The 21,623-nt window shown below is 74.0% G+C and carries 20 protein-coding genes; 10 read left to right on the forward strand and 10 right to left on the reverse strand.

Annotated features, from left to right (window positions below; genetic code table 11):
- The first annotated feature begins 2 nt into the window (after nucleotides 1–2).
- The 3 genes from ACFYX3_RS31370 (at nucleotide 3) to ACFYX3_RS31380 (ending at nucleotide 2,698) form a co-directional block, all read left to right on the forward strand.
- Complete coding sequence (locus tag ACFYX3_RS31370; RefSeq protein ID WP_376584264.1) at nucleotides 3–518, forward strand: helix-turn-helix transcriptional regulator; 516 nt, start codon at nucleotides 3–5, stop codon at nucleotides 516–518.
- A 111-nt stretch (nucleotides 519–629) separates the two neighbouring features.
- Nucleotides 630–1,823, forward strand: coding sequence for a DUF2306 domain-containing protein (locus tag ACFYX3_RS31375; RefSeq protein WP_389020510.1), 1,194 nt, complete (start codon nucleotides 630–632; stop codon nucleotides 1,821–1,823).
- Nucleotides 1,820–2,698: a hypothetical protein gene (locus ACFYX3_RS31380; RefSeq protein ID WP_389020514.1), complete on the forward strand. Its 879-nt coding sequence runs from the start codon at nucleotides 1,820–1,822 to the stop codon at nucleotides 2,696–2,698. Before ACFYX3_RS31375 ends, ACFYX3_RS31380 begins: the two co-directional genes overlap by 4 nt.
- A 187-nt stretch (nucleotides 2,699–2,885) precedes the next feature.
- Here ACFYX3_RS31380 and ACFYX3_RS31385 read toward each other — a convergent pair whose 3' ends face one another.
- The 3 genes from ACFYX3_RS31385 to ACFYX3_RS31395 are packed head-to-tail and all read right to left on the reverse strand — an operon-like array spanning nucleotide 2,886 to nucleotide 5,309.
- Nucleotides 2,886–4,121 (reverse strand): IS701 family transposase, encoded by a 1,236-nt coding sequence (locus ACFYX3_RS31385; protein ID WP_389020517.1) that lies wholly within the window; start codon nucleotides 4,119–4,121, stop codon nucleotides 2,886–2,888.
- A gap of 52 nt (nucleotides 4,122–4,173) precedes the next feature.
- Nucleotides 4,174–4,710 carry a GNAT family N-acetyltransferase gene (locus tag ACFYX3_RS31390; protein ID WP_389020520.1) on the reverse strand — a complete coding sequence of 179 codons (537 nt, stop codon included), beginning with the start codon at nucleotides 4,708–4,710 and terminating at the stop codon, nucleotides 4,174–4,176.
- A 50-nt stretch (nucleotides 4,711–4,760) separates the two neighbouring features.
- On the reverse strand, nucleotides 4,761–5,309 hold the full coding sequence (locus ACFYX3_RS31395; protein ID WP_389020523.1) for a hypothetical protein: 549 nt from the start codon (nucleotides 5,307–5,309) through the stop codon (nucleotides 4,761–4,763).
- 131 nt (nucleotides 5,310–5,440) lie between these two features.
- Between ACFYX3_RS31395 and ACFYX3_RS31400 the strand changes: the two genes are divergently transcribed.
- Complete coding sequence (locus ACFYX3_RS31400) at nucleotides 5,441–6,019, forward strand: isochorismatase family protein (RefSeq protein WP_389020526.1); 579 nt, start codon at nucleotides 5,441–5,443, stop codon at nucleotides 6,017–6,019.
- 10 nt (nucleotides 6,020–6,029) lie between these two features.
- Here the strand turns inward: ACFYX3_RS31400 and ACFYX3_RS31405 are convergent, their stop codons facing one another.
- From ACFYX3_RS31405 to ACFYX3_RS31415, 3 genes are all read right to left on the reverse strand, one after another.
- Entirely contained in the window at nucleotides 6,030–6,560 is a 531-nt protein-coding gene (locus tag ACFYX3_RS31405) for a carboxymuconolactone decarboxylase family protein (protein ID WP_389020530.1), read from the reverse strand.
- Nucleotides 6,561–6,649: 89 nt separating this feature from the next.
- Nucleotides 6,650–8,245 carry an FAD-dependent monooxygenase gene (locus ACFYX3_RS31410; protein ID WP_389020533.1) on the reverse strand — a complete coding sequence of 532 codons (1,596 nt, stop codon included), beginning with the start codon at nucleotides 8,243–8,245 and terminating at the stop codon, nucleotides 6,650–6,652.
- A 307-nt stretch (nucleotides 8,246–8,552) separates the two neighbouring features.
- The gene (locus ACFYX3_RS31415) at nucleotides 8,553–9,365 is read right to left on the reverse strand and encodes an AraC family transcriptional regulator (protein ID WP_389020536.1); all 813 of its coding nucleotides are present in this window, start codon (nucleotides 9,363–9,365) and stop codon (nucleotides 8,553–8,555) included.
- Nucleotides 9,366–9,377: 12 nt separating this feature from the next.
- Between ACFYX3_RS31415 and ACFYX3_RS31420 the strand changes: the two genes are divergently transcribed.
- Nucleotides 9,378–9,863, forward strand: coding sequence for a DUF2000 family protein (locus ACFYX3_RS31420; protein ID WP_389020539.1), 486 nt, complete (start codon nucleotides 9,378–9,380; stop codon nucleotides 9,861–9,863).
- Between the two features lie 52 nt (nucleotides 9,864–9,915).
- Here ACFYX3_RS31420 and ACFYX3_RS31425 read toward each other — a convergent pair whose 3' ends face one another.
- Nucleotides 9,916–11,349 (reverse strand): PLP-dependent aminotransferase family protein, encoded by a 1,434-nt coding sequence (locus tag ACFYX3_RS31425; RefSeq protein WP_389020542.1) that lies wholly within the window; start codon nucleotides 11,347–11,349, stop codon nucleotides 9,916–9,918.
- Between the two features lie 135 nt (nucleotides 11,350–11,484).
- Here ACFYX3_RS31425 and ACFYX3_RS31430 point away from each other — a divergent pair, with 135 nt between their 5' ends.
- The 3 genes from ACFYX3_RS31430 to ACFYX3_RS31440 all read left to right on the forward strand — a co-directional run bounded on the left by ACFYX3_RS31430 (nucleotide 11,485) and on the right by ACFYX3_RS31440 (nucleotide 15,940).
- Nucleotides 11,485–12,735, forward strand: a complete 1,251-nt coding sequence (locus tag ACFYX3_RS31430) for a Tm-1-like ATP-binding domain-containing protein (RefSeq protein ID WP_389020545.1) — start codon at nucleotides 11,485–11,487, stop codon at nucleotides 12,733–12,735.
- A gap of 133 nt (nucleotides 12,736–12,868) precedes the next feature.
- A complete protein-coding gene (locus tag ACFYX3_RS31435; protein ID WP_389020548.1) occupies nucleotides 12,869–13,753 on the forward strand; it encodes a phosphoenolpyruvate hydrolase family protein in 885 nt (294 codons plus the stop codon).
- A gap of 126 nt (nucleotides 13,754–13,879) precedes the next feature.
- Nucleotides 13,880–15,940: a SpoIIE family protein phosphatase gene (locus tag ACFYX3_RS31440; RefSeq protein ID WP_389020551.1), complete on the forward strand. Its 2,061-nt coding sequence runs from the start codon at nucleotides 13,880–13,882 to the stop codon at nucleotides 15,938–15,940.
- 6 nt (nucleotides 15,941–15,946) lie between these two features.
- Here ACFYX3_RS31440 and ACFYX3_RS31445 read toward each other — a convergent pair whose 3' ends face one another.
- From ACFYX3_RS31445 to ACFYX3_RS31455, 3 genes are all read right to left on the reverse strand, one after another.
- Entirely contained in the window at nucleotides 15,947–16,564 is a 618-nt protein-coding gene (locus ACFYX3_RS31445; protein ID WP_389020554.1) for a DinB family protein, read from the reverse strand.
- A 110-nt stretch (nucleotides 16,565–16,674) separates the two neighbouring features.
- Nucleotides 16,675–17,070, reverse strand: a complete 396-nt coding sequence (locus tag ACFYX3_RS31450; protein WP_116165662.1) for a molybdopterin-binding protein — start codon at nucleotides 17,068–17,070, stop codon at nucleotides 16,675–16,677.
- A gap of 117 nt (nucleotides 17,071–17,187) precedes the next feature.
- Nucleotides 17,188–17,667, reverse strand: a complete 480-nt coding sequence (locus tag ACFYX3_RS31455) for an Lrp/AsnC family transcriptional regulator (protein WP_030686050.1) — start codon at nucleotides 17,665–17,667, stop codon at nucleotides 17,188–17,190.
- 209 nt (nucleotides 17,668–17,876) lie between these two features.
- Here ACFYX3_RS31455 and ACFYX3_RS31460 point away from each other — a divergent pair, with 209 nt between their 5' ends.
- Complete coding sequence (locus tag ACFYX3_RS31460) at nucleotides 17,877–19,478, forward strand: serine/threonine-protein kinase (protein WP_389020558.1); 1,602 nt, start codon at nucleotides 17,877–17,879, stop codon at nucleotides 19,476–19,478.
- A gap of 107 nt (nucleotides 19,479–19,585) precedes the next feature.
- Nucleotides 19,586–21,601 carry a SpoIIE family protein phosphatase gene (locus ACFYX3_RS31465; RefSeq protein WP_389020561.1) on the forward strand — a complete coding sequence of 672 codons (2,016 nt, stop codon included), beginning with the start codon at nucleotides 19,586–19,588 and terminating at the stop codon, nucleotides 21,599–21,601.
- The last annotated feature ends 22 nt before the right edge of the window (nucleotides 21,602–21,623 follow it).

Below are 21,623 nucleotides of genomic sequence, written 5' to 3' on the forward strand. Positions count from 1 at the left end.
GCATGTCTGAAGTCCGGTTGACCACGCCCTCCTTCCTCGTGCTCGGCATCATCGACAAGCTGGGCGAGGCCAGTCCGTACGACGTGAAGGTGGAGGCCGCGCGGACGGTGGCCCCGTTCTGGTCCATGCCGCACGCCCAGGTGTACGCGCAGTGCGACCGGCTCCTGGAGGCGGGGCTGCTGTCGGAGGTGCGGCAGCCGGGCGGCCGCAACCGGCGCCTGATGAGCCTCACGGAGGAGGGGGCGGCGGCGCTGCGCGGCTGGCTCGCGGACCCCGCCTTCGTCCCCGTCGAGGCCCGCGAACGGGGCATCCTCAAGCTGTGGTTCGGCGCCAGCCCGCGCGTCCACGCCCCCGTCCAGATCGACGAGCACCGACGGACCCTGGACGAGTACGAGGGGCTGGCGCACGACGTCGGCGAGCTGCTGACGCGCGGCCAGCGCGAGGCCCTGGAGTTCGGCATCCGGTATGAGCGGATGATGGTCGATTTCTGGCAGTGGGTGGAGAGCCGCGAGCCCTGATCCCGCGGACGGCAGCTTGTTACCGACCGGTTGACCCCGGGGGTGTGCGCCCCTACCTTCCTCCATAGTCCAGAAAGGACTATGGGTGCTTTCGGTGAAGGGGGAATCGCCATGAGCCGTCCGACCGGCACGAGCCGGAGGTGGGGGAGAGCGGCGACCGTCGCGGTGACCGTGCTCTGCCTCGCGTACGCGCCGATCGCCATGACCGAACTCTGGCCGTACGCGCGGCCGGGAGCGCCCGCCCTCGGCGAATGGCTCCTCGGCCGGTCCGTCTCCCCGGAGTTCGTCGCCGAGGCCGTGCGCGACCGGACGGGACCGTACGGCCGCAGCCTCGTCCCCCTGATCGTGCACTCGGTCCTGGGCGGCCTCCTCATGCTGCTCGGCCCCGTGCAGCTGCTCTCCGCCGTCCGGCGCCGCATCCGGCTGCACCGGATCGCCGGGACCGTCTTCGCCGTCACGGTGTACGTGTCGATGGCGGGCGCCGCCCTCTACCTCCTGCGCACCCCGCCGGCGGAGGCCTTCAGCGGGGCCGCGTTCTGGATCGTCCTCGCCACGATCCTGGTCGGCACCGTCGGCAGCGTGACCTCCGGCGTCCTCGCCGCCCTCCGCGGCTTCCCCGACCTCCACCAGCGCTGGCTGCTGCTCTGCTACGCCTTCCTGATGACCGCCCCGCTGCTGCGGCTCGAATGGGGCGTGCTGCCCTCGCTCTACCCCGGGCTCGGCCTCTTCGGCATCAACCGCGTCGCGATCATGCACCTCGGCGCGCTCGTCTCCTTCGGCGCGCTCCTCGCCTCCCGCGCCCTCGACCGGCGCGCCACCGTCCCCGGCCTGACCGGCACCTGGTGCCCCCTGCCGGTGCGCGTCGCCGCCCATCTCGCGGGCGCGGCGGGCCTGGTGTGGATCACGGTGGCGTTCCTCGGCGAGGGAACCGCCGGACGCCGACTGCTCCTCGCCTACCTCGTCCCGTACGCCGTGACGTACGCGGTCGTCGCCGTGCGGGCCGCGCGCGCCGGCGGCGCGTGGGCGCGCGAGGAGTGGTCGCTGCACCTCACCGCCCTGTGCCTGGCCCCCGCCTTCTCGGCGCTGACCGTGCCCGTACTCGAACGGACCCTGGGCCTCGACCGGACCACGGCCCTCGTCGCGGGCGTCGGCATCGGCTGCGGCGTGCTCGCCTACGCGGCCGTGACGGTGGTGAGCCTGCGGATCCTGTACGCCCGCCAAGTCCTCAAGCGGCAGCAGGAGTTCGCCGACCTGCCGACGAGCCCGGCGACCGCCGGTGTCGTGCGGGAAGGAGCGGGGGGATGAGCGTGACTCCGCAGGAAGCGGTCGTGACCGACGGGCGCGCGCTCTCGCCCGCCGTCGTGGTCCTGAGCGGTGTCGTCGGAGGCATCAGCGCCACCGTGGGCGCCCTGCTCGCCGTGGCGAGCCTGACCGGGCACGCGGCGGGCGCCTGGGTGTCGTCCGAGGCGTTGAGCCCCGGCCTCGTCGGGGCCGCCATGGCGGGCGTGGCACCCGCGCTGTTCACGGTCGGCCGGGCCCGCGTCTGGGAGGAGGCCCGCTGCCTGGTGCTGCCGCTCGCGATCGTCCTCGTCGGCCTCTTCACGGTGACCGTGCTGAACGCGGGAAGCCTCCAGGCCGTACGGGGCGGCCCGCTGTTCCTCGCCCTGTTCAGCCTCGGCTGGGTCGCCACCCTCGGCGTCCTCGCCCTCGCGGCGGTGGGCTGCCTGGCGACGCAGTACCGCGCACGGCCCGGCGGCACGGGGGCGGGCCCGCGGCGTCCGGTCGTCCCGCTGCCCGCCTGGTCGAAGCCGCCGCTCGCCGTGCTCGGCTCGGGCTGGCTCGGCGTCGGCGCCGGCCTGCTGTTCTTCCCGGCATTCTGGGGCGCCCTGCTCCCGTGGACGGTGAACCGCGCCGACGCGCAGGGCCTCGGCGTGTGGGCGCTCGCGCTCGGCGTCGGCGTCCTCGGCTCCCTGGCGGAGGACGACCTGGCCCGTATCCGACCGGCCCTGAACGCCGTCCCCGTCGTGGCCCTCGCCCTCGGCGCGGTCCTCGCGGCCCGCGCCTCCACGGTCGACTGGGCCTCGTGCCCGGGGGCCGCCCTCGTCGCCCTCGTCGCCGGACTCCTCGTCACGGGGGTCTCGGGCCGATGGCTGCTCGCCCGGGCCGCCGAGGACGTCTAGGGCCTGTCTTTCGGGTCATGCCAGGCCCCGCTCCCTGATCCGGCCTGATCCGAAAGACAGGCCCTAGTAGTGCTTCGTTAGGTTCTGAGTCTGGTTCTGTTGCGGGGTAGGCGTCGGCCGCAGGTGGTGCAGGTGCCGGTCCAGCACTGCAGCAGGTCCTGGAGGGTGTCGAGGGCCTGGTAGAGGGTCAGGCCGGCGTGGGGGCTTTTGGGTCGAGCCGCCGCAGGGTGAGGAAGGCCTGGGCGGCGGTGACGAGGGTGACGTGGTGGTGCCAGCCGCGCCAGGTCCGGCCTTCGAAATGGTCCAGGCCCAGGCCGTGCTTGAGCTCGCGGTAGTCGTGCTCGATCCGCCACCTCATCTTCGCCCACCGCACCACGTCCTCGACGGGCGTGTCCGGCGGCAGGTTGGAGATCCAGTAGACGGTCGGGGCAGTCTCCCCGGCGGGCCACTCCACCAGCACGGTCCGCACCGGCAGCACTCCGTCCCACTGGTAGTGCCCTCCGCCGGCTTCCTGCGCGGCCCGCAGGGCCTGCCTGCCCGCCGGCCGCACCCGCAGCGCCGCGAACCGTGAGGTCATCGGGCCCTTGCTGCCTTCACGCCAGGTGACCTCACGGAAGTCGGAGGCCGGCACGTCGGCAGCGAGGTCGGGCAGCGCCCGCGGCGGGGTGCGGTATCGCGGCAGGGTCGGCGGTCCGAGCCCGCCATAGGCAGGCCGGTGCGGTTCGACGGCTTCCGGGTGAGCGACCTCCTTGCCCGTCAGCGCGACCACATAGGACAAGCCCCGCTCCTCCAGGGCCAGACGGAAGGGCGTGCTCGCTCCGTATCCGGCGTCGGCCACCACCATGGGAGGGATGAGATTCCAGTCGGCGAGCGCGTCGAGCAGGCCGAGGGCCAAGCGCCACTTCTCCTGGTGGCCGACATCGGCGGGGACTCCGGCCCTCCGGCAGCGGGCCGCGTCGTCGGTCCATTCCCGGGGCAGGTACAACTGCCAGTCCAACGGACACGAAGCGGTGTCGGTCGCCGCATGGACGCTGACCGCGACCTGGCAGTTCGCCCGTTTCCCCAGAGCCCCGCAGTACTGCCGGGCCACCCCCACCGACCGGGTGCCGCACTTGGGGAACGACACGTCGTCGATCACCCACACCTCAGGCCGGATCGCCTCGCACAACCGCTCGGCGATCCGCCGCCGCACCGGCAGCGGATCCCACGGCGACTGGTTCACGAACTGCTGCAGGGCCTGCATGTTCCCGTCCGGCAGCCGCTCGGCCATCGGCTGGACCGACTTGCGCCGCCCGTCCAGCATCAGGCCCCGCAGATAACACCCGCCCCACCGCCGCTGATCCCGCCGCGGAAGCGAGGCGAACACATCGGCAACGAACTCCGCCACCTCACCCCGGAGTCGTTCCACCTCCCCAAGCCTCATGACCGGAAGATGCCCACCACCAGGCGAGATCACCCGACGTAACGAAGCACTACTAGGAGTCCCGCTTCCAGTCCTCGGCGAGGAGACCGAGCAGTACCTCGTCGAGGAACTCGCCGAGCACCCAGGCCGAGGAGCGCAGCACGCCCTCGCGGACGAAGCCGTTGCGCTCGGCCGAGCGCAGCATCGCGTGGTTGTCCGCCAGCGTCTCGATCTGCAGCCGGTGCAGACCGCGCACGACGAAGCCGTAGTGGCACAGCACGGCGACGACATCGGTGCCGTAGCCCTTGCCACGTGCGGACGGCAGCAGGCCGAGGCCGATGTGCGCGCACCGGTTGTGGGTGTCGATGCCCCACAGCGTCGCCGTGCCGACCAGCGCGCCGCCCTCCAACTCCACGACGGAGAAGGGGACGTGGCGCTGCTCCTTGTCGTCCACCACGAGCCGCGGGTCCTTCGAGCCGGGTGTGATCGGCCGCCACGGCCCGCCTTCGGCCCGCGAGCCGTTCACCACGTCGTCGTAGAGCTCGGTCCGCAGGACGGGGATGTCTTCCTCGTGCCGGGCCCTGAGCCCGACCGTGTCGCCTCTCAGCATGCAGGCTTCCTATCCGGCAGGGCTCGGCGGCGGCAAACCGATTTCGCGGCTCAGGGCCGCCAGCGCGGCGCCTCGTCGTCCGGGGTGTCCGGGCTCGCGAAGTGGAAGGGAACGGACAGGTGTCGGGCCAGCGCCCGGCCCGCCTCCTCGGCGGCCGCGGCCGCCGGCCGGAGCGATTCCGCGGCCCGCGCCTCTCCCAGGTGCCGTACGGCCGTCTCCCGGTGGACCGTGGCGAGGTGCCGCTCGCCGGCGGGCTCGGTGGAGACGGCCAGGAGGATCACGAACCAGTCGTGGACGGTGTCGCCGTCCCAGATCGCCTCGATCGCGGCGACCGGCCCCGGGCAGCCGGAGGCCTTCGCCGTCAGCGACTCCAGGTCGAGGGGGCTGAGCGGGGTGCGCGCGATCCGGTCGCCGTGGTGGAGGTAGCGGGCGTGGACGACCAGCTCCGCCTCGTGGAGCCCCAGACCGCGGGCCCGGCAGGCCTCCCGGACGACACGCGCCGCCTGGAGCCGGCGGTCCTGGAGGACGTATCCGTCGACCTCGCCGCGAATGCCCTCCGGCAGCAGCCCCCACCACTCGGACGTCGTCAACTCGGCCATGCGGATCCTCCCCTGGTTCTCGACCGGTGAGGCTACCCGCAGGTCAGGGGCCTGCGCGCGCGGGTTTCCCTGACCCTTCGGCGGGGCGAAATCCCGTGGCGGGCTGGGCCCGTGGGCGTGATGATGGCCGGATGACCGAGCGCGCGCAGCCCGTGGATGCCCTGATCGTCGTCGACGTGCAGTCGGCCTTCGTCACCGGAGACGGCGCCGTGCCCGACGCCCGCCGGCTCGTCGACCGGACGACCGATCTGATCGCCCGGGCCCGGCGGGACGGGGCGTTCATCGCCCACCTGCAGAACGACGGGCCGCCCGGCGCCGAGGACGAACCGCACACCCCCGGCTGGGAGCTCCACCACGCGGTGGAGCCAGGACCGGCCGAGGTCGTGATCCGCAAGCCCCGCGACGACGGCTTCGCGGAGACGTCGCTGGGCGCGGTGCTCACCGCCGCGGGGGTACGGGCGGTCGCCGTCTGCGGAGTGATGTCGGAGATGTGCGTGCAGGCGACGGCCCGCACGGCCCTGGAGCTCGGCTACCGGGTCGTCGTCCCGCACGACGCCCACGCGACCCAGGACATCCCCGCGGCGCCGGGCATCGGCGAGGCCGTCCCGGCCGCGACGGTCTCCCGCGTCGCGGCGTACGCCCTCGGGAGCGACGCGGAGACCACCGTCCCGACTGCCGACGTCACCTTCACCGCCCCCAGGGCGAGCTGAGGCCGCCGGCTCAGTCCTCCGGTCCCGGCTGGATGCCCGCGAGGAGGTTGAAGGCGCCGGTGAGGAGGTTGAGGGTGACCACGCCGACCACCTCGGCGATCACCCGGTCGCTCCACCCGTGCGCCCGCACCTCGGCGACGTCCTCGTCGGAGAGCGCGCCGGGTTCGGCGAGGACCTTCAGTGCCAGGCCGATCAGGGCGGCTTCGCGCGGGTCGGTCGACGTGCCCTGGCGGGCGAGCTCGATTTCGGTCCCGGTCAGGCCCGCCGCGCGCCCGGCTGCGACGTGCGCCTCGCGGCAGGTGCCGCAGCCGATCCACTCCTGGACGGCGAGGGAGAGCTTCTCGCTCAGGGCGCGGGGGATCTTCACCCGCTTCATGGCGCGCGAGAGGCTGAGATAGCCGTCGAGCAGCGCGGGCGAGTGCGCCATCGTGGACACCATCTCGCCGACGGAGCCGTGCCGTTCGGCGATGTCGGTCAGCAACTCGCGGGCACGGCCCTGCGCCTGCTCGGGGGCGAGCGCGGTCAGTCTTCTCGTGGTCATGGAGCCTCTCCTCTGTATACCCTTGGGGGGTATAACGCGGAGGGGTGGCGAGAGGTTCCCGGGGGACGGGCGGCGCCTGTGTCACCAGGTCAGGGGGCGAGCGCCGCGAGGTGGTCGCGGAGCAGGGCGATGCGGGCGAGTGGGGCGACCAGGCCCACGTATCCGTCGGGCCGCACCAGCCACAGGTCGCCGGGGTGACCGAGCCGGCCGGCCTCGATGCCGTCCCGGGGCGTCACGGGCAGGACCAGGACCGGGACGGGGGAGCGCGCGCACGCCGCGCGCAGGGCGGCGAGCACCCCGGGCGCGGCCCGCTCTGCCCGCAGGACCAGCGTCCACCGCTCGTACGCGAGGAGGGTGTGCAGCCGGACGACGGGCTCGCCGGCGACCCGGTCGTCGCCGATCGCGACTCTGACGTCGGGCATGCGGTCGCCCGCGCGCGGCCCTGAGCGGTGGTGGCGGCCGGCGTGGTGCCAGGACGGCGCGCGGCCCCGGTGGTGGCGGAGCAGGTCGCTCGGGCGCAGGTCGAGCCGACGAGGGAAGCCGCGCCGGGCGAGGGCGCCGGGCACCGTGGCCGTGAACGCCCGGTGGCCCAGCGGAGGCAGCGGCAGCTCCATGAAGTCGAACCGCATCTCGCGGATGTACCGCACGGCCATCCGCCGCTGCTCGTCGCAGTACGTGTCCAGGAGCCCCTCGCCGGCCTGGCCCCGGTGCACGGCGGCGAGCTTCCAGGCGAGGTTGTGGGCGCCGAGGATGCCGACGTTCACGCCGGGGCCGCCGACCGGGGCCCAGGCGTGCGCCGCGTCCCCGGCGAGCAGACCGCGCCCCTGACGGAGCCGGGCGGCGACCCGGTCGCTGAAGAGGGCCCGGTTCAGCCGGAGCGGCTCCGTCGTGTCGAGCCGGAGGCCCGGCATGCGGGTGGTGTCCGCGACCAGGTCGCGCAGCTCCTCCACGGTGGGCGCGGCGGTCGGCGTGGGGTCGGGGTCGTCGCGGAAGCAGAAGAAGCGGAAACCGCCGCCGGGCAGCGGGAAGACGAGCAGGGAGCGGTGCGGGGCCAGGAAGATGCGCCCGCGCCCCGGCCGCTCGCCGAGCGGCCGGGTGGGGCGGGCGTTGCCCTGGACGACCTGGAGGCCGGTGCGGCGGCGGCCCTCGAAGGGGATGCCGAGCCGGTCCCTGACCACGCCGGCGGTGCCGTCGCAGTCGACGATCCAGGGGGTGGTGGCGGACTCGATCCTGCCGTCGCCGTGGCGCAGGGTGAACTCGGCCCGGTCCTCGTGGACCTTGAGGTCGGTCACCTCGGCGTTCCACTCGACGCGGGTGCCGAGGCGGGCGAGTTCCCCGCGGAGGAGGCGTTCGACGTCGTGCTGTTCGATGTCGAGCGGGCGGGCGTGCGCGGAGAGCGCCCAGCCGGTGGTGAGCTCGCCGAGGTACCGGTCGCGCGCGTGGATCGTCACCGCGTCCAGCTCCACCCCGTGGCGCCGGAGGAGCTCGCCGACCCCGAGGGAGTCGAGGGCCTCGCGGGCCCGCGCCCAGAGCACCAGGGCACGGGCCTCGTGCTTGGCGGCCGGTGCCTTGTCGACGATCCGGACCCGTAACCCGAGTCGGTGCAGACCGATCGCGAGGGTCAGTCCGACCGGTCCCGCCCCGACCACGCACACGTCCACGTCGCCGTCCGTGCCTGTGTCCACTCGGTCACCCGCTCCCCGCTCGTGCTCCCCGCTCTCTTCAGTTGCTCAGGGTGCGGGCGGCGGATCGGCGTCGACAGGGCGTGCGGCGGGGCGCTGGAGTCACCGCCACCAGAGGACATGGCTACCTGTGCATCATCTGGTCCGTTTGGGTGATCATGGGCGGAATTCGGTCGCCCGCGGGGGAGGATGACGGTGTGTCTGGCCGGATCGTCCCGGTTCGCGGCGCCTCACGGGCCGGACGGCACACCACGGGGCGTACGGACGGCCGCTCCCGGAACGCGTGTGCGCCCCTCGTCCGGTGTCCGGTTCACGACGGCGGCGACGGTCCTCCGCGCGTGCGTGCGAAGCGCCCGGGGGTGGTGCCCACGATCCGCTTGAACGAGCGGTTCAGATGCGACTGGTCGTAGAAGCCGGTCGCGGCCGCCACCTCGACCGGCGGCTGCCCGTCGAGCAGCAGACGCCGGGCCCGGTCGATCCGGCGGGCCGTCAGATACTGGTGCGGCGCGATGCCGAAGGCGCCGCTGAAGGCGCGTACGAGATGGGCGGGGTGCGCGTGCAGCCGCAGGGCCGCCTCGTCCAGGGTCACGCCCTCGACGAGACGTGCGTCGAGGAGCTCCCGCAGCCCGTGCGCCACCCCGGGACCGGCCCCCCGCTCGGGCGTGACGAGCCGGGGCCGCAGATGGCCGCGCAGCCGCTCCCCGATCAGGGCGAGGCGGCTCTGCGCCTCCAGTTCGTCGCCCGGTTCCGCGAGCGCGGTGTGCAACTGCCCGACTCGGCGCCGCAGCAGCGGATCGACCAGGTCGGGCGCGTCGACCGCGGGACCGATGAGGCTCTCGTCCAGCTGCGTCAGGTCCAGATACAGGACCCGCTTCCGGAAGCCGCCGGAGGTGGCGGGCGAGCCGTTGTGCGGGACCTGCGGCGGGAGCAGGGACACCGTGTCGCCGGGCGTGCCGCGCTCGTGCCGGTCGAGGTCGTAGCGGACCGCGCCGTCGTCGACGATGAGCAGCGTCCACACGTCGTGCACGTGCATCGGGTACGCGTGCGCGGTGAAGTGGGCGTGGAACACCTCCACGACACCCGGCACGTGCGGGCGCCACGCCGAGACCTGCTGCCGGGTCACGTGCGGTTCACCATGCAAGGAATGTACAAGACCGTGAGACGGGTCCGGCGGCAGTCTCGGAGCATGACGACGACCGACAGCACGCCCGTACGTTTCGACACCAAGATCGCCGTTCTGCTGCGCGAGGACCTGGAGACCTGGCAGCGGCTGAACGTGACGGCGTTCCTGGTCAGCGGCCTCGGCACCCAGCTTCCCGAGGTGATCGGCGAACCCTACGCCGACGCCGACGGCACCCCGTACCTGCCGATGTTCCGGCAGCCCGTCCTGGTCTTCGAGGGCACCAAGGAGACGCTGACCGCCGCGCACGGCCGCGCCCTCTCCCGCGCGCTGCCCCGGGCGGTCTTCACCACCGACCTGTTCGCCACCGGCAACGACCGCGACAACCGCGCCGCCGTGCGGGCCGTGGGCACGGGACAGCTCGATCTGGCGGGCATCGCCGTGTACGGGCCGCGCAACGCCGTCGACAAGGTGCTCAAGGGGGCCGGGATGCACCCGTGAGCCCCCGCCGGGATCCGGACCGTCACCCGGCCGTGCTGAAGGTTCCGGACCGTCACCCCGCCGCGCGCTCCGCGCACTCCAGGAGGACGGGGAGCGCGGCGGCCAGCGCCTTCGTCCCGTGCGCGTACGGCAGCCGGAGCCGGTCACGGAAGCCGTCCACCGGCGAGAACGCCGCCCCCGGAACCACCGACACTTTGTGGCGCCGCGCCAGCTGGGCGAGGGCCTCCGTGTCGACGCCCGGGATCCGCACCCACAGCGCGGGCCCGCCCGCCGGCCGGGTCCACTCCCAGTGCGGTGCCGCCCCGCGCAGCAGCGCCTCGGCGGCGTCCCGCTGGCCCCGCAGCTCCGCCCTGCGCCGGGCGCGGGCCTCGGGCAGCCGGTCCAGGAGACGGACGGCGACGAGCTGGTCCACGACCGAACAGGCCAGGTCCACCGAGGTCTTGATCTTCGCGAGCCGGGCCACCACCCGTGGCGAGGACCGCACCCAGCCCACCCGCAGACCGCCCCAGAACAGCTTCGAGAGCGTGCCCACGGTCACCGAGTCCATCGGGAGCGCGGCCACGAGCGGAACCGGAGCAGCTTCCTCGTCGCCCAGGGCGAGTTCGGCGCAGGCCGTGTCCTCGACCGTGAACAGCTCCTGCTCCGCGAGGACCCGCACCCACTCCCGGCGCGCCGCGCCGCCCAGCGTGCGCCCGGTCGGGTTGTGGACCGTCGGCTGGAGGTACACGAGCCGCGGCCGCGCGCGGGCGCACAGCCGGCGAAGCTCCGCCGGACCCGTACCGTCCGCGCCGCCCTCCGGCCCGTCCTCGCCGACCGGGACGAGCCGCGCGCCGCGTGCCCGCAGCGCCTCCAGGGCTCCCCGGTACGTGGGGTCCTCCACGACCACCGTGTCGCCCGGTCCCACCAGCGCCTGCGCCACCAGCCACACCGCCTGCTGCGAACCCGAGGTCACCAGGATCTGCTCCGCCTCCGTCGCCACCCCCGCCGCCCGGTAGTACGCGGCGATGCCCTCCCGCAACGCGGGGATCCCGTACGGGTGGTAGCCGTCCTCGCCGAGCAGGCCGCCCAGGTCGCCGCGGGTCAGCGCCCCGACGGCCTCGCCGACCGCGCCGAGCCCGGGCAGGGCCCCGCTCGACAGGTCCGCGGTGCCGGAGCCCCCCGAGCGCGCGTCGAAGCTCGCGAGCCGCCCCTCGGCGACGTACCGGTCGAGCGCCCCCGAGCCCCGCAGCCGGGAGCCGCTGCCCCGTACGCTCTCCAGCCACCCCTCGTCCTCCAGGAGTCCGTACGCGGCCGTCACCGTGGACCGGCTCACGCCGAGCACCAGGGCCAGTTCGCGCTGCGAGGGCAGCACGCTGCCGCCGGGCACGTCCCCGCGCTCGGCCAGCTCCCGCAGCGCGTCCGCGAGCCGCCGCGGCAGCGGTCCCGGCCCCTCCGAGGACCAGCCGGTGAGGAGTCGGGACAGACGGGTCGAGGCGATCCTGGCCATGGCACCCATCTTGCGTCACGACGCAGGCCAATTCGCCCCGACTGGTCGTTGTCGCCGCAGGTCACGCCCCGGAGGATCGACATCGGCGGGACCCGGGCACGGAACCGGGCACGGGACCGGGAGAAAGGTGAGGGCATGGCGACCGTCGTGCTGGCCGGCACACTGGACACCAAGGGGGAGGAGTACGCCTGGCTGCGCGAGCGGCTCAGGGAGTACGGCAGCGACGTCCTCCTCGTCGACACCGGCATCATGCCGCCGCCCGCCCAGGCACCCGTGGCCGACGTCCCCGCCGACGTCGTCGCGCGCGCCGCGGGCCACGACCTGGAGCGCCTCCGGGCCGCCGGGGACCGAGGCGCGGCCGTCACCGCCATGGCGCAGGGCCTCACCAGGATCGTCCTCGACCTCTACCGCAAGGGACGACTGCACGCGGTGCTCGCCGCGGCCGGCAGCGGCGGCTCCGCGATCGCCGCCCAGGCCATGCGGGCCCTGCCCATCGGCGTCCCGAAGGTGCTCGTCAGCACCATGGCCGGCGGTGACGTCTCCCCGTACGTCGACAGCAGCGACCTCACCATGATGTACAGCGTCGTCGACATCTCCGGGCTCAACTCCGTGTCCCGCCAGGTCCTCGGCAACGCCGCCGCGGCCGCCGCCGGAATGGCCCGCCGCCACGAGCGCAACCACGACGAACCCGCAGGCCGGGGACGGCCCGTCGTCGCGGCCACCATGTTCGGCGTGACCACCCCGGCCGTCGACACGGCCCGCGCCCGGCTCGCCGAACTCGGCTACGAGGTCCTCGTCTTCCACGCCACCGGCGCCGGCGGCCGGGCCGTCGAGAAACTCGCCAGGGACGGCATGCTCGACGGCGTCCTCGACCTGACCACCACCGAACTCGCCGACGAACTCGTCGGCGGCGTGCTCGGCGCGGGCCCCGCACGGCTCACCGCCGCCGGTGCCCTGGGCATCCCGCAGGTCGTCGCCCCCGGAGCCCTCGACATGGTCAACTTCGGGCCGGCCGCCACCGTCCCCGAGCGGTTCGCCGAACGCCGGCTGCTCATCCACAACGCGACGGTGACCCTGATGCGCACCACCGCGCGCGAGATGGCCGACCTCGGCACGTCCATCGGCCGCAAACTCCGCGCCGCGCGCGGACCCGCCGAGGTCTTCTGGCCCCTGCGCGGCGTCTCCGCCGTCGACGCGGCCGGCGGCCCCTTCGACGACCCGGAGGCGGACCGTGCCGGGCTCGACGCACTGCGCGCCGCCGTCCTCGGCGGCGAGGTCCGCGTCCACGAACTCGACGCCCACGTCAACGACCCCTCCTTCGCGACCGCGATGGCCGACCGCCTCCACCAGCTGATCACCGAGAACAACCGCATGGCCGCCCCCTGAGACGGCGGAACGCCTGCCGGGCCGGCCCTGAGACGCCAGGACGCCACCGAGCCGCCGTCCGGGACACCAGGACAACCGCCGGCCGCCTGCCGAGCCGCCCTCCGAGACGCCAGGACACCGAGGAGTGACCACCGTGAACACCCGGACCACCACCCCAGCCGCCCCCAGCCGCCAGGACGTGCTCGACCGGCTGCGCGCCCAGGTCGCCGCCGGCCGCCCGATCGTCGGCGCGGGCGCGGGCACCGGCCTCTCCGCCAAGTGCGCCGAGGCCGGCGGGGTCGACCTGCTGATCATCTACAACTCCGGGCGCTACCGGATGGCCGGCCGCGGCTCGCTCGCCGGTCTGCTGCCGTACGGGGACGCCAACGCCATCGTCCAGGACATGGCGCGCGAGGTGCTGCCCGTGGTCCGCGACACGCCCGTCCTCGCCGGTGTCTGCGGCACCGACCCGTTCCGCCGCATGGACCTCTTCCTCGACCGGCTCAAGGGCATGGGCTTCGCCGGGGTGCAGAACTTCCCCACGGTCGGCCTGTACGACGGCACCTTCCGGGTCAACCTGGAGGAGACCGGCATGGGGTACGGCCTTGAGGTCGACATGGTCCGTGCCGCCCACGAGCGCGACCTGCTCACCGCCCCGTACGTCTTCGACCCCGAGCAGGCCGCGGACATGGCCGAGGCCGGCGCCGACGTCCTGGTGCCGCACGTGGGACTCACCACCAAGGGGGCCGTCGGCGCGGGCACCGCCATGACGCTCGACCGGGCCGCCGAGGCCGTCCAGGCGATGCACGACGCGGCCAAGCGGGTGAACCCCGACATCCTGGTCCTCTGTCACGGCGGACCCATCGCCGAGCCCGAGGACGCCCGTTACGTCCTGGAGCGCACCACCGGCGTCGTCGGCTTCTTCGGGGCCTCGTCGATCGAACGCCTGCCCACGGAGCGGGCCGTCACGGAACAGACCCGCGCCTTCAAGGCCCTCACCGTCGAGGCCCGGGAACCCCGGCGCGGTCACCGGGAGTGAGTGCCCCCTCGACCCTGGTCCGTACCTATCGGCCGCACTGTGCCGGGCCCGCCGACGGCTCCTCGGCTAGGGTGATTCGGTAGGGATTGCGCCCCCCGGGGCCGGGCCGATGCGTAGGTCGATGCTTTGGAGACTCATCAGTCGTCGAGCAGGGTTCCGCAGCCGCCCCGGGCGGCCGTCGGGGACGCGGGCGTGCTCCGCGAACTGCTGCCGATCGCCCTCTGGCGGGAGGACGCCGAGGGCCGCATCGTCGAGTGGTCGCTCGCCGCCCAGGACCTCCTCGGACACCGGCCCGAGCACGTCCTCGGAAGGCTCGCCACCCCGCTCCTCGTCCCCGACACCAACCGGGAACTCGCCGACAAGCTCACCGACCGCGTCCAGTCCGGCGAGACCATGGTCGGCACGCTGCCCGTCCGCCACCGCGACGGCCACACGGTCACCATGGAGATGTGGATCGTCCCGGCCACCGACCCCGAGGGCCGCCCGGGAGCCATGCTCATCGCGGTGGAGACCTCCGAGGTCCTGCGGATGCGGGAGAACCTGGCGGCGATGGAGAGCCTCTTCACCCAGTCGCCCATAGGGCTCGCGCTGCTCGGGCCCGACCTGCGCTTCCTGCGCGTCAACGACGCCCTGGCGCGGATGAACGGCGTCTCGGCCGCCCGGCACGTCGGCCACCGGCTCACCGAGGTCGTCCCCGACGTCAACGCCGCCGGACTCGAATCGCTGATGCGCCAGGTCATGGAGAGCGGTACGGCCGTGGTGGACGCCCGCCGGGTCGGCCGTACCCCCGCCGACCCCGAGCACGACCACATCTGGTCCTGCTCGTACGCCCCGCTCGTCGACCGCACCGAGCGGCGGTCGCTCGGGCTCATCGCCTCCCTCGTCGACATCACCGAGAGCCAGGAGGCACACATCGAGGTCGAGCGCGCCCGCCAGCGCTTCGCCCTGCTCGCCGAGGCCGGCGCCCGGATCGGCACCACCCTCGACCTGAAGCAGACGGCCGAGGAGGCCGTCGCCTTCCTCGTACCCCAGCTCGCCGACTCGGCCGACGTGCAGATGCTGGAGTCCGTCCTCGAACCCGACGACCCCGTGGACTCCACCCGGAGCGTGCTGCGCCGGCTCGCGGCCCGCTTCCCCGACCCGACCGCGCCGACGGCCCTCCTCACCCCCGGGCAGACCTTCCAGATCCCCCTGGACTCCGTGTACGAGCAGGTCGTCGTCCGCGGCCGGCCCATGAACCTCTACACGGCCGACATCCCGGAGCTCTTCACCGATCCCCGCACCGAGGCCCTCCAGACGTATCTCGCCACCCGCATCGGCTCGGCCCGGCTCATCCCCCTGGTGGCCCGGGGCCAGGTGCTCGGCGCGGTCACGGTGACCCGGCTGCGGACCCGTGAACCCTTCGACGAGCAGGACTTCGTCCTCATCGACGAGGTCGTCGCCCGCGCCGCCCTCAACATCGACAACGCCCGGCTCTACACCACCCAGCGGGAGGCCGCCCTCACCCTCCAGCGGAGCCTCACCAACAACGCGCTCCCCGACGTCACCGGCCTCGAACTCACCGGCCGCTACCTCCCCGCCAGCTCCCACGACGTCGGCGGCGACTGGTTCGACGTCATCGCGCTGCCCGGCGGCCGGACCGGGCTCGTCATCGGCGACGTCATGGGCCACGGCATCCACGCGGCGGCCGTCATGGGCCAACTGCGCACCGCCGTCAGGACCCTGGCCCGCCACGACATCGCACCGGACCGCATGCTCAGCTCCCTCGACGCCGTCGTCGCCGACCTCGGCGAGGACGAGATGGCCACCTGCGTCTACGCGGTCCACGACCCGGCCACCGGCGGCTGGGTCATCGCCCGCGCGGGCCATCCGCCGCCGGCCGTCGCCACCCCGGACGGCACCATCACCTTCCTCGACGGGCCGCCCGGGACCCCGCTCGGCACCGGGGCGCACGACTTCGGTACGGAGGAGGTCGTCCTTCCCGGGGGCGGACTCCTCGTCCTCTACACGGACGGTCTCATCGAGGCCCGCGACCGGGACCTCGACCAGGGCATGCGGCAGCTCGCCGAGGCGCTGCGGCCCCTGGACCGGCCGCTGGACACGATGTGCGACGAGGTCCTCGGACAGCTCCTCGCGGGCTCCGCCCAGGACGACGTGGCGATGCTCCTCGCCCGCACCACCCGCTGACCCCTCCTACGAGCGGGACCTGTGGAGGTCGCGGAGGAGGGCGATCTCCGCCCCGTGGTGCAGGAGCTCCTGGTTCACCCACCAGACGATCTCCAGGAAGGGGTCGTCCGGGTCGCTGCCGTGCGGGTACGTGCAGTGGCCCACGGTGTCGAGCGCCTCGTCGTCGACGGACAGCAGCGCCTCGCGCCAGGCGGCCGCGGCGGCGGCGAAGGCCGGCAGGGCGGTGGCGACGTCCCCGCTGACCGTGAAGTCGTCACGGGTCAGGCTGCGGCTGCCGTTCGTGTGGTCGGCGCGGAGCGCGAGCATCTCGGTGAGGTGGCTCAGCCGCCAGGCGATCGTCGTGAACGGCGGCGGCGCGGGGTGCGGCGGAGGCGTCGTGTCCCGGCCCCAGTCGCCGGCGCCCACCAGGAGGGTCGCGCGCGGCCCCGGTCCTTCGGCGTGCCGCCGGACCGACCAGCACTCGGCCACCGGTTCCCAGAGGTACTCCGCGTCGGTCATCGGACCGACCTCGACGTTCGTCCCGTTGCCGCTGTCCATCACCGGTCCCGCCATCCGCTCCGCGAGCCGCTGCCGGGCGAAGTCGAACTGGTCGAGGAGGGGGGCGAGCCGCTCGGGCACAGGCATGGGGCGCTCCGGATCACAACGGGGACAGAGCGTCGTACGCTGCCACAGGACCCCGCCCGGCGCGCGTGAATTTCCTTACGGGACCGGGTGGTTGGCGTCCCGCAGGGGGCTCAGGTCCGGTCGATGTGCACGCTGGTCGACTTCACGCGGGCGGTGGCCCGCATGCCGACCTCGAGCCCCAGCTCCTCCACCGCCTCGCGGGTGAGCAGCGAGACGAGCCGGTGCGGACCGGCCTGGATCTCGACCTGGGCGGCGATGTCGCCGAGCTTGACGGCGGTCACGATCCCGGGGAAGGCGTTGCGGGCGGAGGTGTACGGCTCCTCCTCGTCCCCGGCGGTGCCCTGCCCCACCTCGATGGAGAAGGCGGCCAGGTCACGGCCGTCGATGAGCCGCCGGCCGTTCTCGTCGCGGTGGGTCGCGACCCGGCCCGCGTCGGCCCAGCGGCGTGCCGTGTCGGGGCTGACGCCGAGCAGGCGGGCGGCCTGACCGATGGTGTAGGACTGCATGCCGGTCACGTTAGGTCGTAGGGGATCCCGGCTACAAGCGATCAAGGTCCGTCCCAGGGCATCGGCCGACCCGCTCGGACGAACCGACGAAGCCGACCGGCGCGGAACGAAGCCCGCTCAAGCCGTCCCCGACCGCCGCCCGACCGCCTCGACCAGCGGCAGCAGCCGGTGCGCCACCCGCTCCCGCAGCGCGATCTCGGTCCGGGTGCGGACCACCCCGGGCAGCTGGATCAGCCGCTGGATGACGTCCTCCAGGTGCCCGGCGTCCCGGGCCACCACCCGGGTCAGCAGGTCGCCGCCGCCGGTGATGGAGAAGGCCTCCACGATCTCCGGCACGCCCGCGAGCGCGTCGCCGACCTCGTCCAGATGCCCCTGCGTCACCTCGACGTGCACGAAGGCGAGCACCGGGTGACCGAGGGCGGCGGGGGAGAGGACCGGGCCGGTCGCCGTGATCACCCCGTCCCGTTCCAGGCGGTCGATCCTCGCCTGCACGGTGCCCCGCGCCACTCCCAGGATCCGTGCGTACTCGCGCACGCTGGTCCTCGGCTGCTCGATGAGCAGCCGCAGGATCCGCGTGTCGAGCTCGTCCACCGCCATGCTCCGTCGGCCTCCTTCGCCCCGGCTCGTCCGGTTTCCGACTGTACCCATGCCCCCGGAGGGTGCCGTGCCTGCGCCCCGTGTCCGGAACCGCCTGCTCACGCGGCCGAAACCCCCGAAGCCCCCGGCGGGCCGGGGCCGTATCCCGTACGGTCGGTGCTGCCGGAGCCCGGGAGGCTCGAGGGCCTGAGGGGGAGCGGGGGATCGGGATGGGGGCGCCACGGCTGCTGCCGCTGCGGGGCGACGATCCGGCACGTCTGGGACCGTACCGGCTGATCGGCCGCGTCGGGTCCGGCGGGATGGGCCGCGTCTACCTCGGCCGTACCGTCAGCGGCCGTCTCGTGGCGGTGAAGACCCTGCTCGCGGAGGGCGAGGTCTCGGAGACCGATCGGCGGCGTTTCGCCCGCGAGGTGGCGCTGGCCCGCCGCGTCAACGGCGTGTTCACCGTGGCCGTCCTGGACGCGGACGCGGAGACCGACCGGCCCTGGATGGCCACCGAGTACGTCCCCGCGCCCTCCCTCGCCGAACTCGTCCAGGAGGCGGGTGTGCTGCCGCCGTCCGCCGTGCGCTGGATCGCCGCCGGGATGGCGGAGGCGCTGGTGGACCTCCACGGGGCGGGGATCGTGCACCGGGACGTGAAACCCGGGAACGTGCTCCTGCCGCAGTCCGGACCCCGGCTCATCGACTTCGGCATCTCGCACGCGCTCGACCTGACCCGTACCACCCTCACCCTGGGTACGATCGCGTTCACCTCGCCGGAACAGGCACGCGGCGAGGCCTCCACGCCGGCGTCCGACGTGTACTCGACAGGCACGACGCTCTTCCACCTGGCGACGGCCCGACCCCCGTACGCCCCGGGTTCGGACGCCTTCCGGCTGCTTGCCCAGGTCCAGCGGGCCGACGTCGCGTTCGACGGACTGCCGCGCGAACTCGACGACCTGATCCGGCCACTTCTGACGCGGGACCCGTCGTCCCGGCCGACGCCGCAGGACATCCTGTCCGCCTTCGAACGCGAACCGACTGGCGGCAGCGAACTCCTCCCGGCGCCGTGGACGTCCCTGATCCGGGCCCGGCACGAGTACGTCCCTCCGACGGAGGCCGGCGACGCCCCGGCCGTCGACGCCACAGCCGCGAGCGCCGAGCGTGCCGCCGATCCCGTACCGGCGCTGCACTCCGCCCCGACGCGGACGGCCCTCCCGAAACCGGCGCCGGCGCAGGAGCCGATGCCGCGCCCGGCGACTCCGGCGTCCCCGCCGCCCCCGGCGGGGCACGGCGGTCGAAGGCTGGGCCGGCGCGTCCGGGCCCTGGCGGCGGCCGCGGTCGCGATCGTGGTGTCGACCGGGGGATACCTGATCTACGACCGCATGGCCGAGGACGGGTTGAGCGTGGCGGACTGCCTGTCCAACACCCGTACCACCCCGGGAACCTACGAACCCGGGAGCCCGCGCGAGGTGGACTGCGGCGATTCCGCGGCGACGCTCGTCGTCATGGCACAGGCCGACCCGGCGGGTCCCTGCCCGGACACTCCCCAGCCCAGCGAACACTGGCCCGGATCGAACCTCTGCGTCGGGCCGCGGGTCGTCGAGGGCGACTGCCTGAACGAGACCAGGTACGACCGGGGCTACGTTCCGTCGTCCGTGCTGTGGACGGCGGGCTCGTGCGGAGGCCCGTCTCCCCGGCTGAAGGTCGCAGCCGTCCGGGCCTCGAACGGGTCCACGAAAGAGTCCGTCTGCGAGGGGGCGTACTCGAGCGGATCCGGCCGCCTCTGGACCGACAGCAACGGCTCCGTGTACTGCCTGGAGAGGATCTAGGCACAGCGGAGCCCCCGCATCCGTCCGCTGTTCCGTTCGCGCGTCCGAGCGATCTGGGAGAGGCTCGTCGGAACCGGCTGAGGCACGTCCGGCGGGAGCGACGACGAGTGGATGCGTACCGTGAACAGGACCAGGCGGCTGCACCCCCGCCCGGGGCGGCCGAGCGCTGGAGCGCGGAGGCCGCGTGGGGCGACGCCGTCCTGGACGCGGTCTTCACCCAGTCCGACATCGGGCTCCACGTCCTCGACAAGGACCTGCGCGTCGTCCGCGTGAACGGCGTCGTCGCCGGACTCCACGGCATACCCGCCGACCGCGTCCCCGGCATGCCCGCCGTCGAGGCGTACGCGACGTTCGCCGGCGTGCACATCGACGAGGCCGTCCTGCGCAAGGTCCTCGCGACGGGTCACCCGGCCACCGACCTGCGCGTCGTCGGGCGCGCACCCGGCGCCGCGCACGTCGAGCACGTCTACTCGGCCTCCGCGTACCGCCTCCAGGACGCCGCGGGAGACGTGCTGGGCCTCGTCATCACCAGCACCGACGTCACCGACAGCGAACGGGCCCACGCCCGGCTGCGGCTCCTCCACGACGCGCACGAGCGCATCGGTACCACCCTCGACGTGGAACGCACCGCCCAGGAGCTCGTCGACGTGACCGTGCCGGTGTTCGCCGACTCCGTCGTCGTCGCCCTCACCGACGCCGTCTTCCGTGGGCAGGACCCGGCCCTCCAGTCCCGGGACACCGTGCCGCTGCTGCGCTGCACCGCCACCGGCGGCACGGGGACCGGGCCGGAGGTCCCGGAGGCCGGTACCGTCGTGCTGCCGGGGATCTTCGACGAGCGGGAGCCCACGCCCGGCCGTCCGCTCCCGACGCGGCTCGTGGTCCCCCTGACCGTACGCGGGCAGATCTTCGGCGCGGTCGCCTTCCAGCGCCGCGCCGACGCGGAGGCGTACGGCCCCGACGACCGTGCCCTCGCCGACGCCCTGGCGTCCCGTACGGCGAACTGTCTGGAGAACGCCCTCCGCTACACCCGCGAGCACATCGTGATGACCGCCCTGCAGAGCTGGCCGCCGCCCAGGGAGGAGGCCACCCAGAGCGCCGTCGACGTAGCCCGCCGGCACCGGCCCGGTGGCAGCGGCGCCGGCTCCTGGTGCGACGTGATCCCCCTGCCGGGCGCGCGCGTGGCCCTCGTCGTGGGACAGGTGGAGTCCCGGGGGCCCGGGGCCGTCGCCACCATGAGCCGGCTGCGGACCGCCGTCCACAGCCTGACGACGCTCGACCTCGACCCGCACGAGCTCCTCGCCCGCCTGCACGCGACGACCCTGCGGCTCGCCGCGGAGGGCGGGGCGACGGTCGCCTACTCGGCCGCCGCGCCGCACGTCGACGTCCACCCCACCGCCGGCTGCACGATCGCCGTCCACGACCCCGTCGACGGACGTCTCGACATCGCCCGTGCCGGTGCCTCGCTGTTCGTCGTCGTCCATCCTGACGGGTCGGCGGACCCCCGGCCGCTCGACGAAGGGCCCCTGCTCGGCGGCGAGGGCCCGCCGTTCGCCTGCGCGACGTACTTCCTGCCCGAGGGCAGCACCCTGTGTCTGGCGTCCGGCGGCGAAGGGCCCCGGACGGAGGACCTGATGGCGGCCCTCGCCCACCCGGAGCGCGACCCGGAGGCGATGGCCGACGACGTGGAGCGGCTCCTCACCCCCGACCGGGTCCTGCTCCTGGCGCGCACCCGCCATCTGCCGCCCGGCGAACTCGCCGAGTGGGAGATCCCGTACGCCCTGTCCGCCGCGGCCACCGCTCGGACCCACGTCCAGGACCGCCTCCGCCGGTGGAACCACCCCGCCGACCCGTTCACGGTGACGCTCGTCGTCAGCGAACTCGTCACCAACGCCCTCCGCTACGGCGCCGCCCCGGTCGTCCTCCGCCTGATCGCCGACGGCCCGTCCCTCATCTGCGAGGTGAGCGACGCCGGACAGGCGGCGCCCCACCTCCGTCATGCCAAGGCCGTCGACGAGGGCGGCCGCGGCCTCCTGATCTGCGCCTCCCTCGCGGACAACTGGGGCGTGCGCCACACCGACGAGGGCAAGACCGTCTGGGCCGAACTGGGTGGGGAGGCCGGCTAGCCGCGGAGCCTTCGGGGGGGCG

It is taken from the genome of Streptomyces sp. NPDC002463 (genome assembly GCF_042889835.1).
In the GTDB taxonomy this organism is placed as follows: Bacteria; Actinomycetota; Actinomycetes; order Streptomycetales; family Streptomycetaceae; genus Streptomyces; species Streptomyces nymphaeiformis.

Bases quoted from the DNA above. Each gene is read 5' to 3' on its own strand.
- ACFYX3_RS31370 (WP_376584264.1), top strand. From the start codon at position 3: ATGTCTGAAGTCCGGTTGACCACGCCCTCCTTCCTCGTGCTCGGCATC.
- ACFYX3_RS31375 (WP_389020510.1), top strand. From the start codon at position 630: ATGAGCCGTCCGACCGGCACGAGCCGGAGGTGGGGGAGAGCGGCGACC.
- ACFYX3_RS31380 (WP_389020514.1), top strand. From the start codon at position 1,820: ATGAGCGTGACTCCGCAGGAAGCGGTCGTGACCGACGGGCGCGCGCTC.
- ACFYX3_RS31385 (WP_389020517.1), bottom strand. From the start codon at position 4,121: ATGAGGCTTGGGGAGGTGGAACGACTCCGGGGTGAGGTGGCGGAGTTC.
- ACFYX3_RS31390 (WP_389020520.1), bottom strand. From the start codon at position 4,710: ATGCTGAGAGGCGACACGGTCGGGCTCAGGGCCCGGCACGAGGAAGAC.
- ACFYX3_RS31395 (WP_389020523.1), bottom strand. From the start codon at position 5,309: ATGGCCGAGTTGACGACGTCCGAGTGGTGGGGGCTGCTGCCGGAGGGC.
- ACFYX3_RS31400 (WP_389020526.1), top strand. From the start codon at position 5,441: ATGACCGAGCGCGCGCAGCCCGTGGATGCCCTGATCGTCGTCGACGTG.
- ACFYX3_RS31405 (WP_389020530.1), bottom strand. From the start codon at position 6,560: ATGACCACGAGAAGACTGACCGCGCTCGCCCCCGAGCAGGCGCAGGGC.
- ACFYX3_RS31420 (WP_389020539.1), top strand. From the start codon at position 9,378: ATGCAAGGAATGTACAAGACCGTGAGACGGGTCCGGCGGCAGTCTCGG.
- ACFYX3_RS31425 (WP_389020542.1), bottom strand. From the start codon at position 11,349: ATGGCCAGGATCGCCTCGACCCGTCTGTCCCGACTCCTCACCGGCTGG.
- ACFYX3_RS31430 (WP_389020545.1), top strand. From the start codon at position 11,485: ATGGCGACCGTCGTGCTGGCCGGCACACTGGACACCAAGGGGGAGGAG.
- ACFYX3_RS31445 (WP_389020554.1), bottom strand. From the start codon at position 16,564: ATGCCTGTGCCCGAGCGGCTCGCCCCCCTCCTCGACCAGTTCGACTTC.
- ACFYX3_RS31450 (WP_116165662.1), bottom strand. From the start codon at position 17,070: ATGCAGTCCTACACCATCGGTCAGGCCGCCCGCCTGCTCGGCGTCAGC.
- ACFYX3_RS31455 (WP_030686050.1), bottom strand. From the start codon at position 17,667: ATGGCGGTGGACGAGCTCGACACGCGGATCCTGCGGCTGCTCATCGAG.
- ACFYX3_RS31460 (WP_389020558.1), top strand. From the start codon at position 17,877: ATGGGGGCGCCACGGCTGCTGCCGCTGCGGGGCGACGATCCGGCACGT.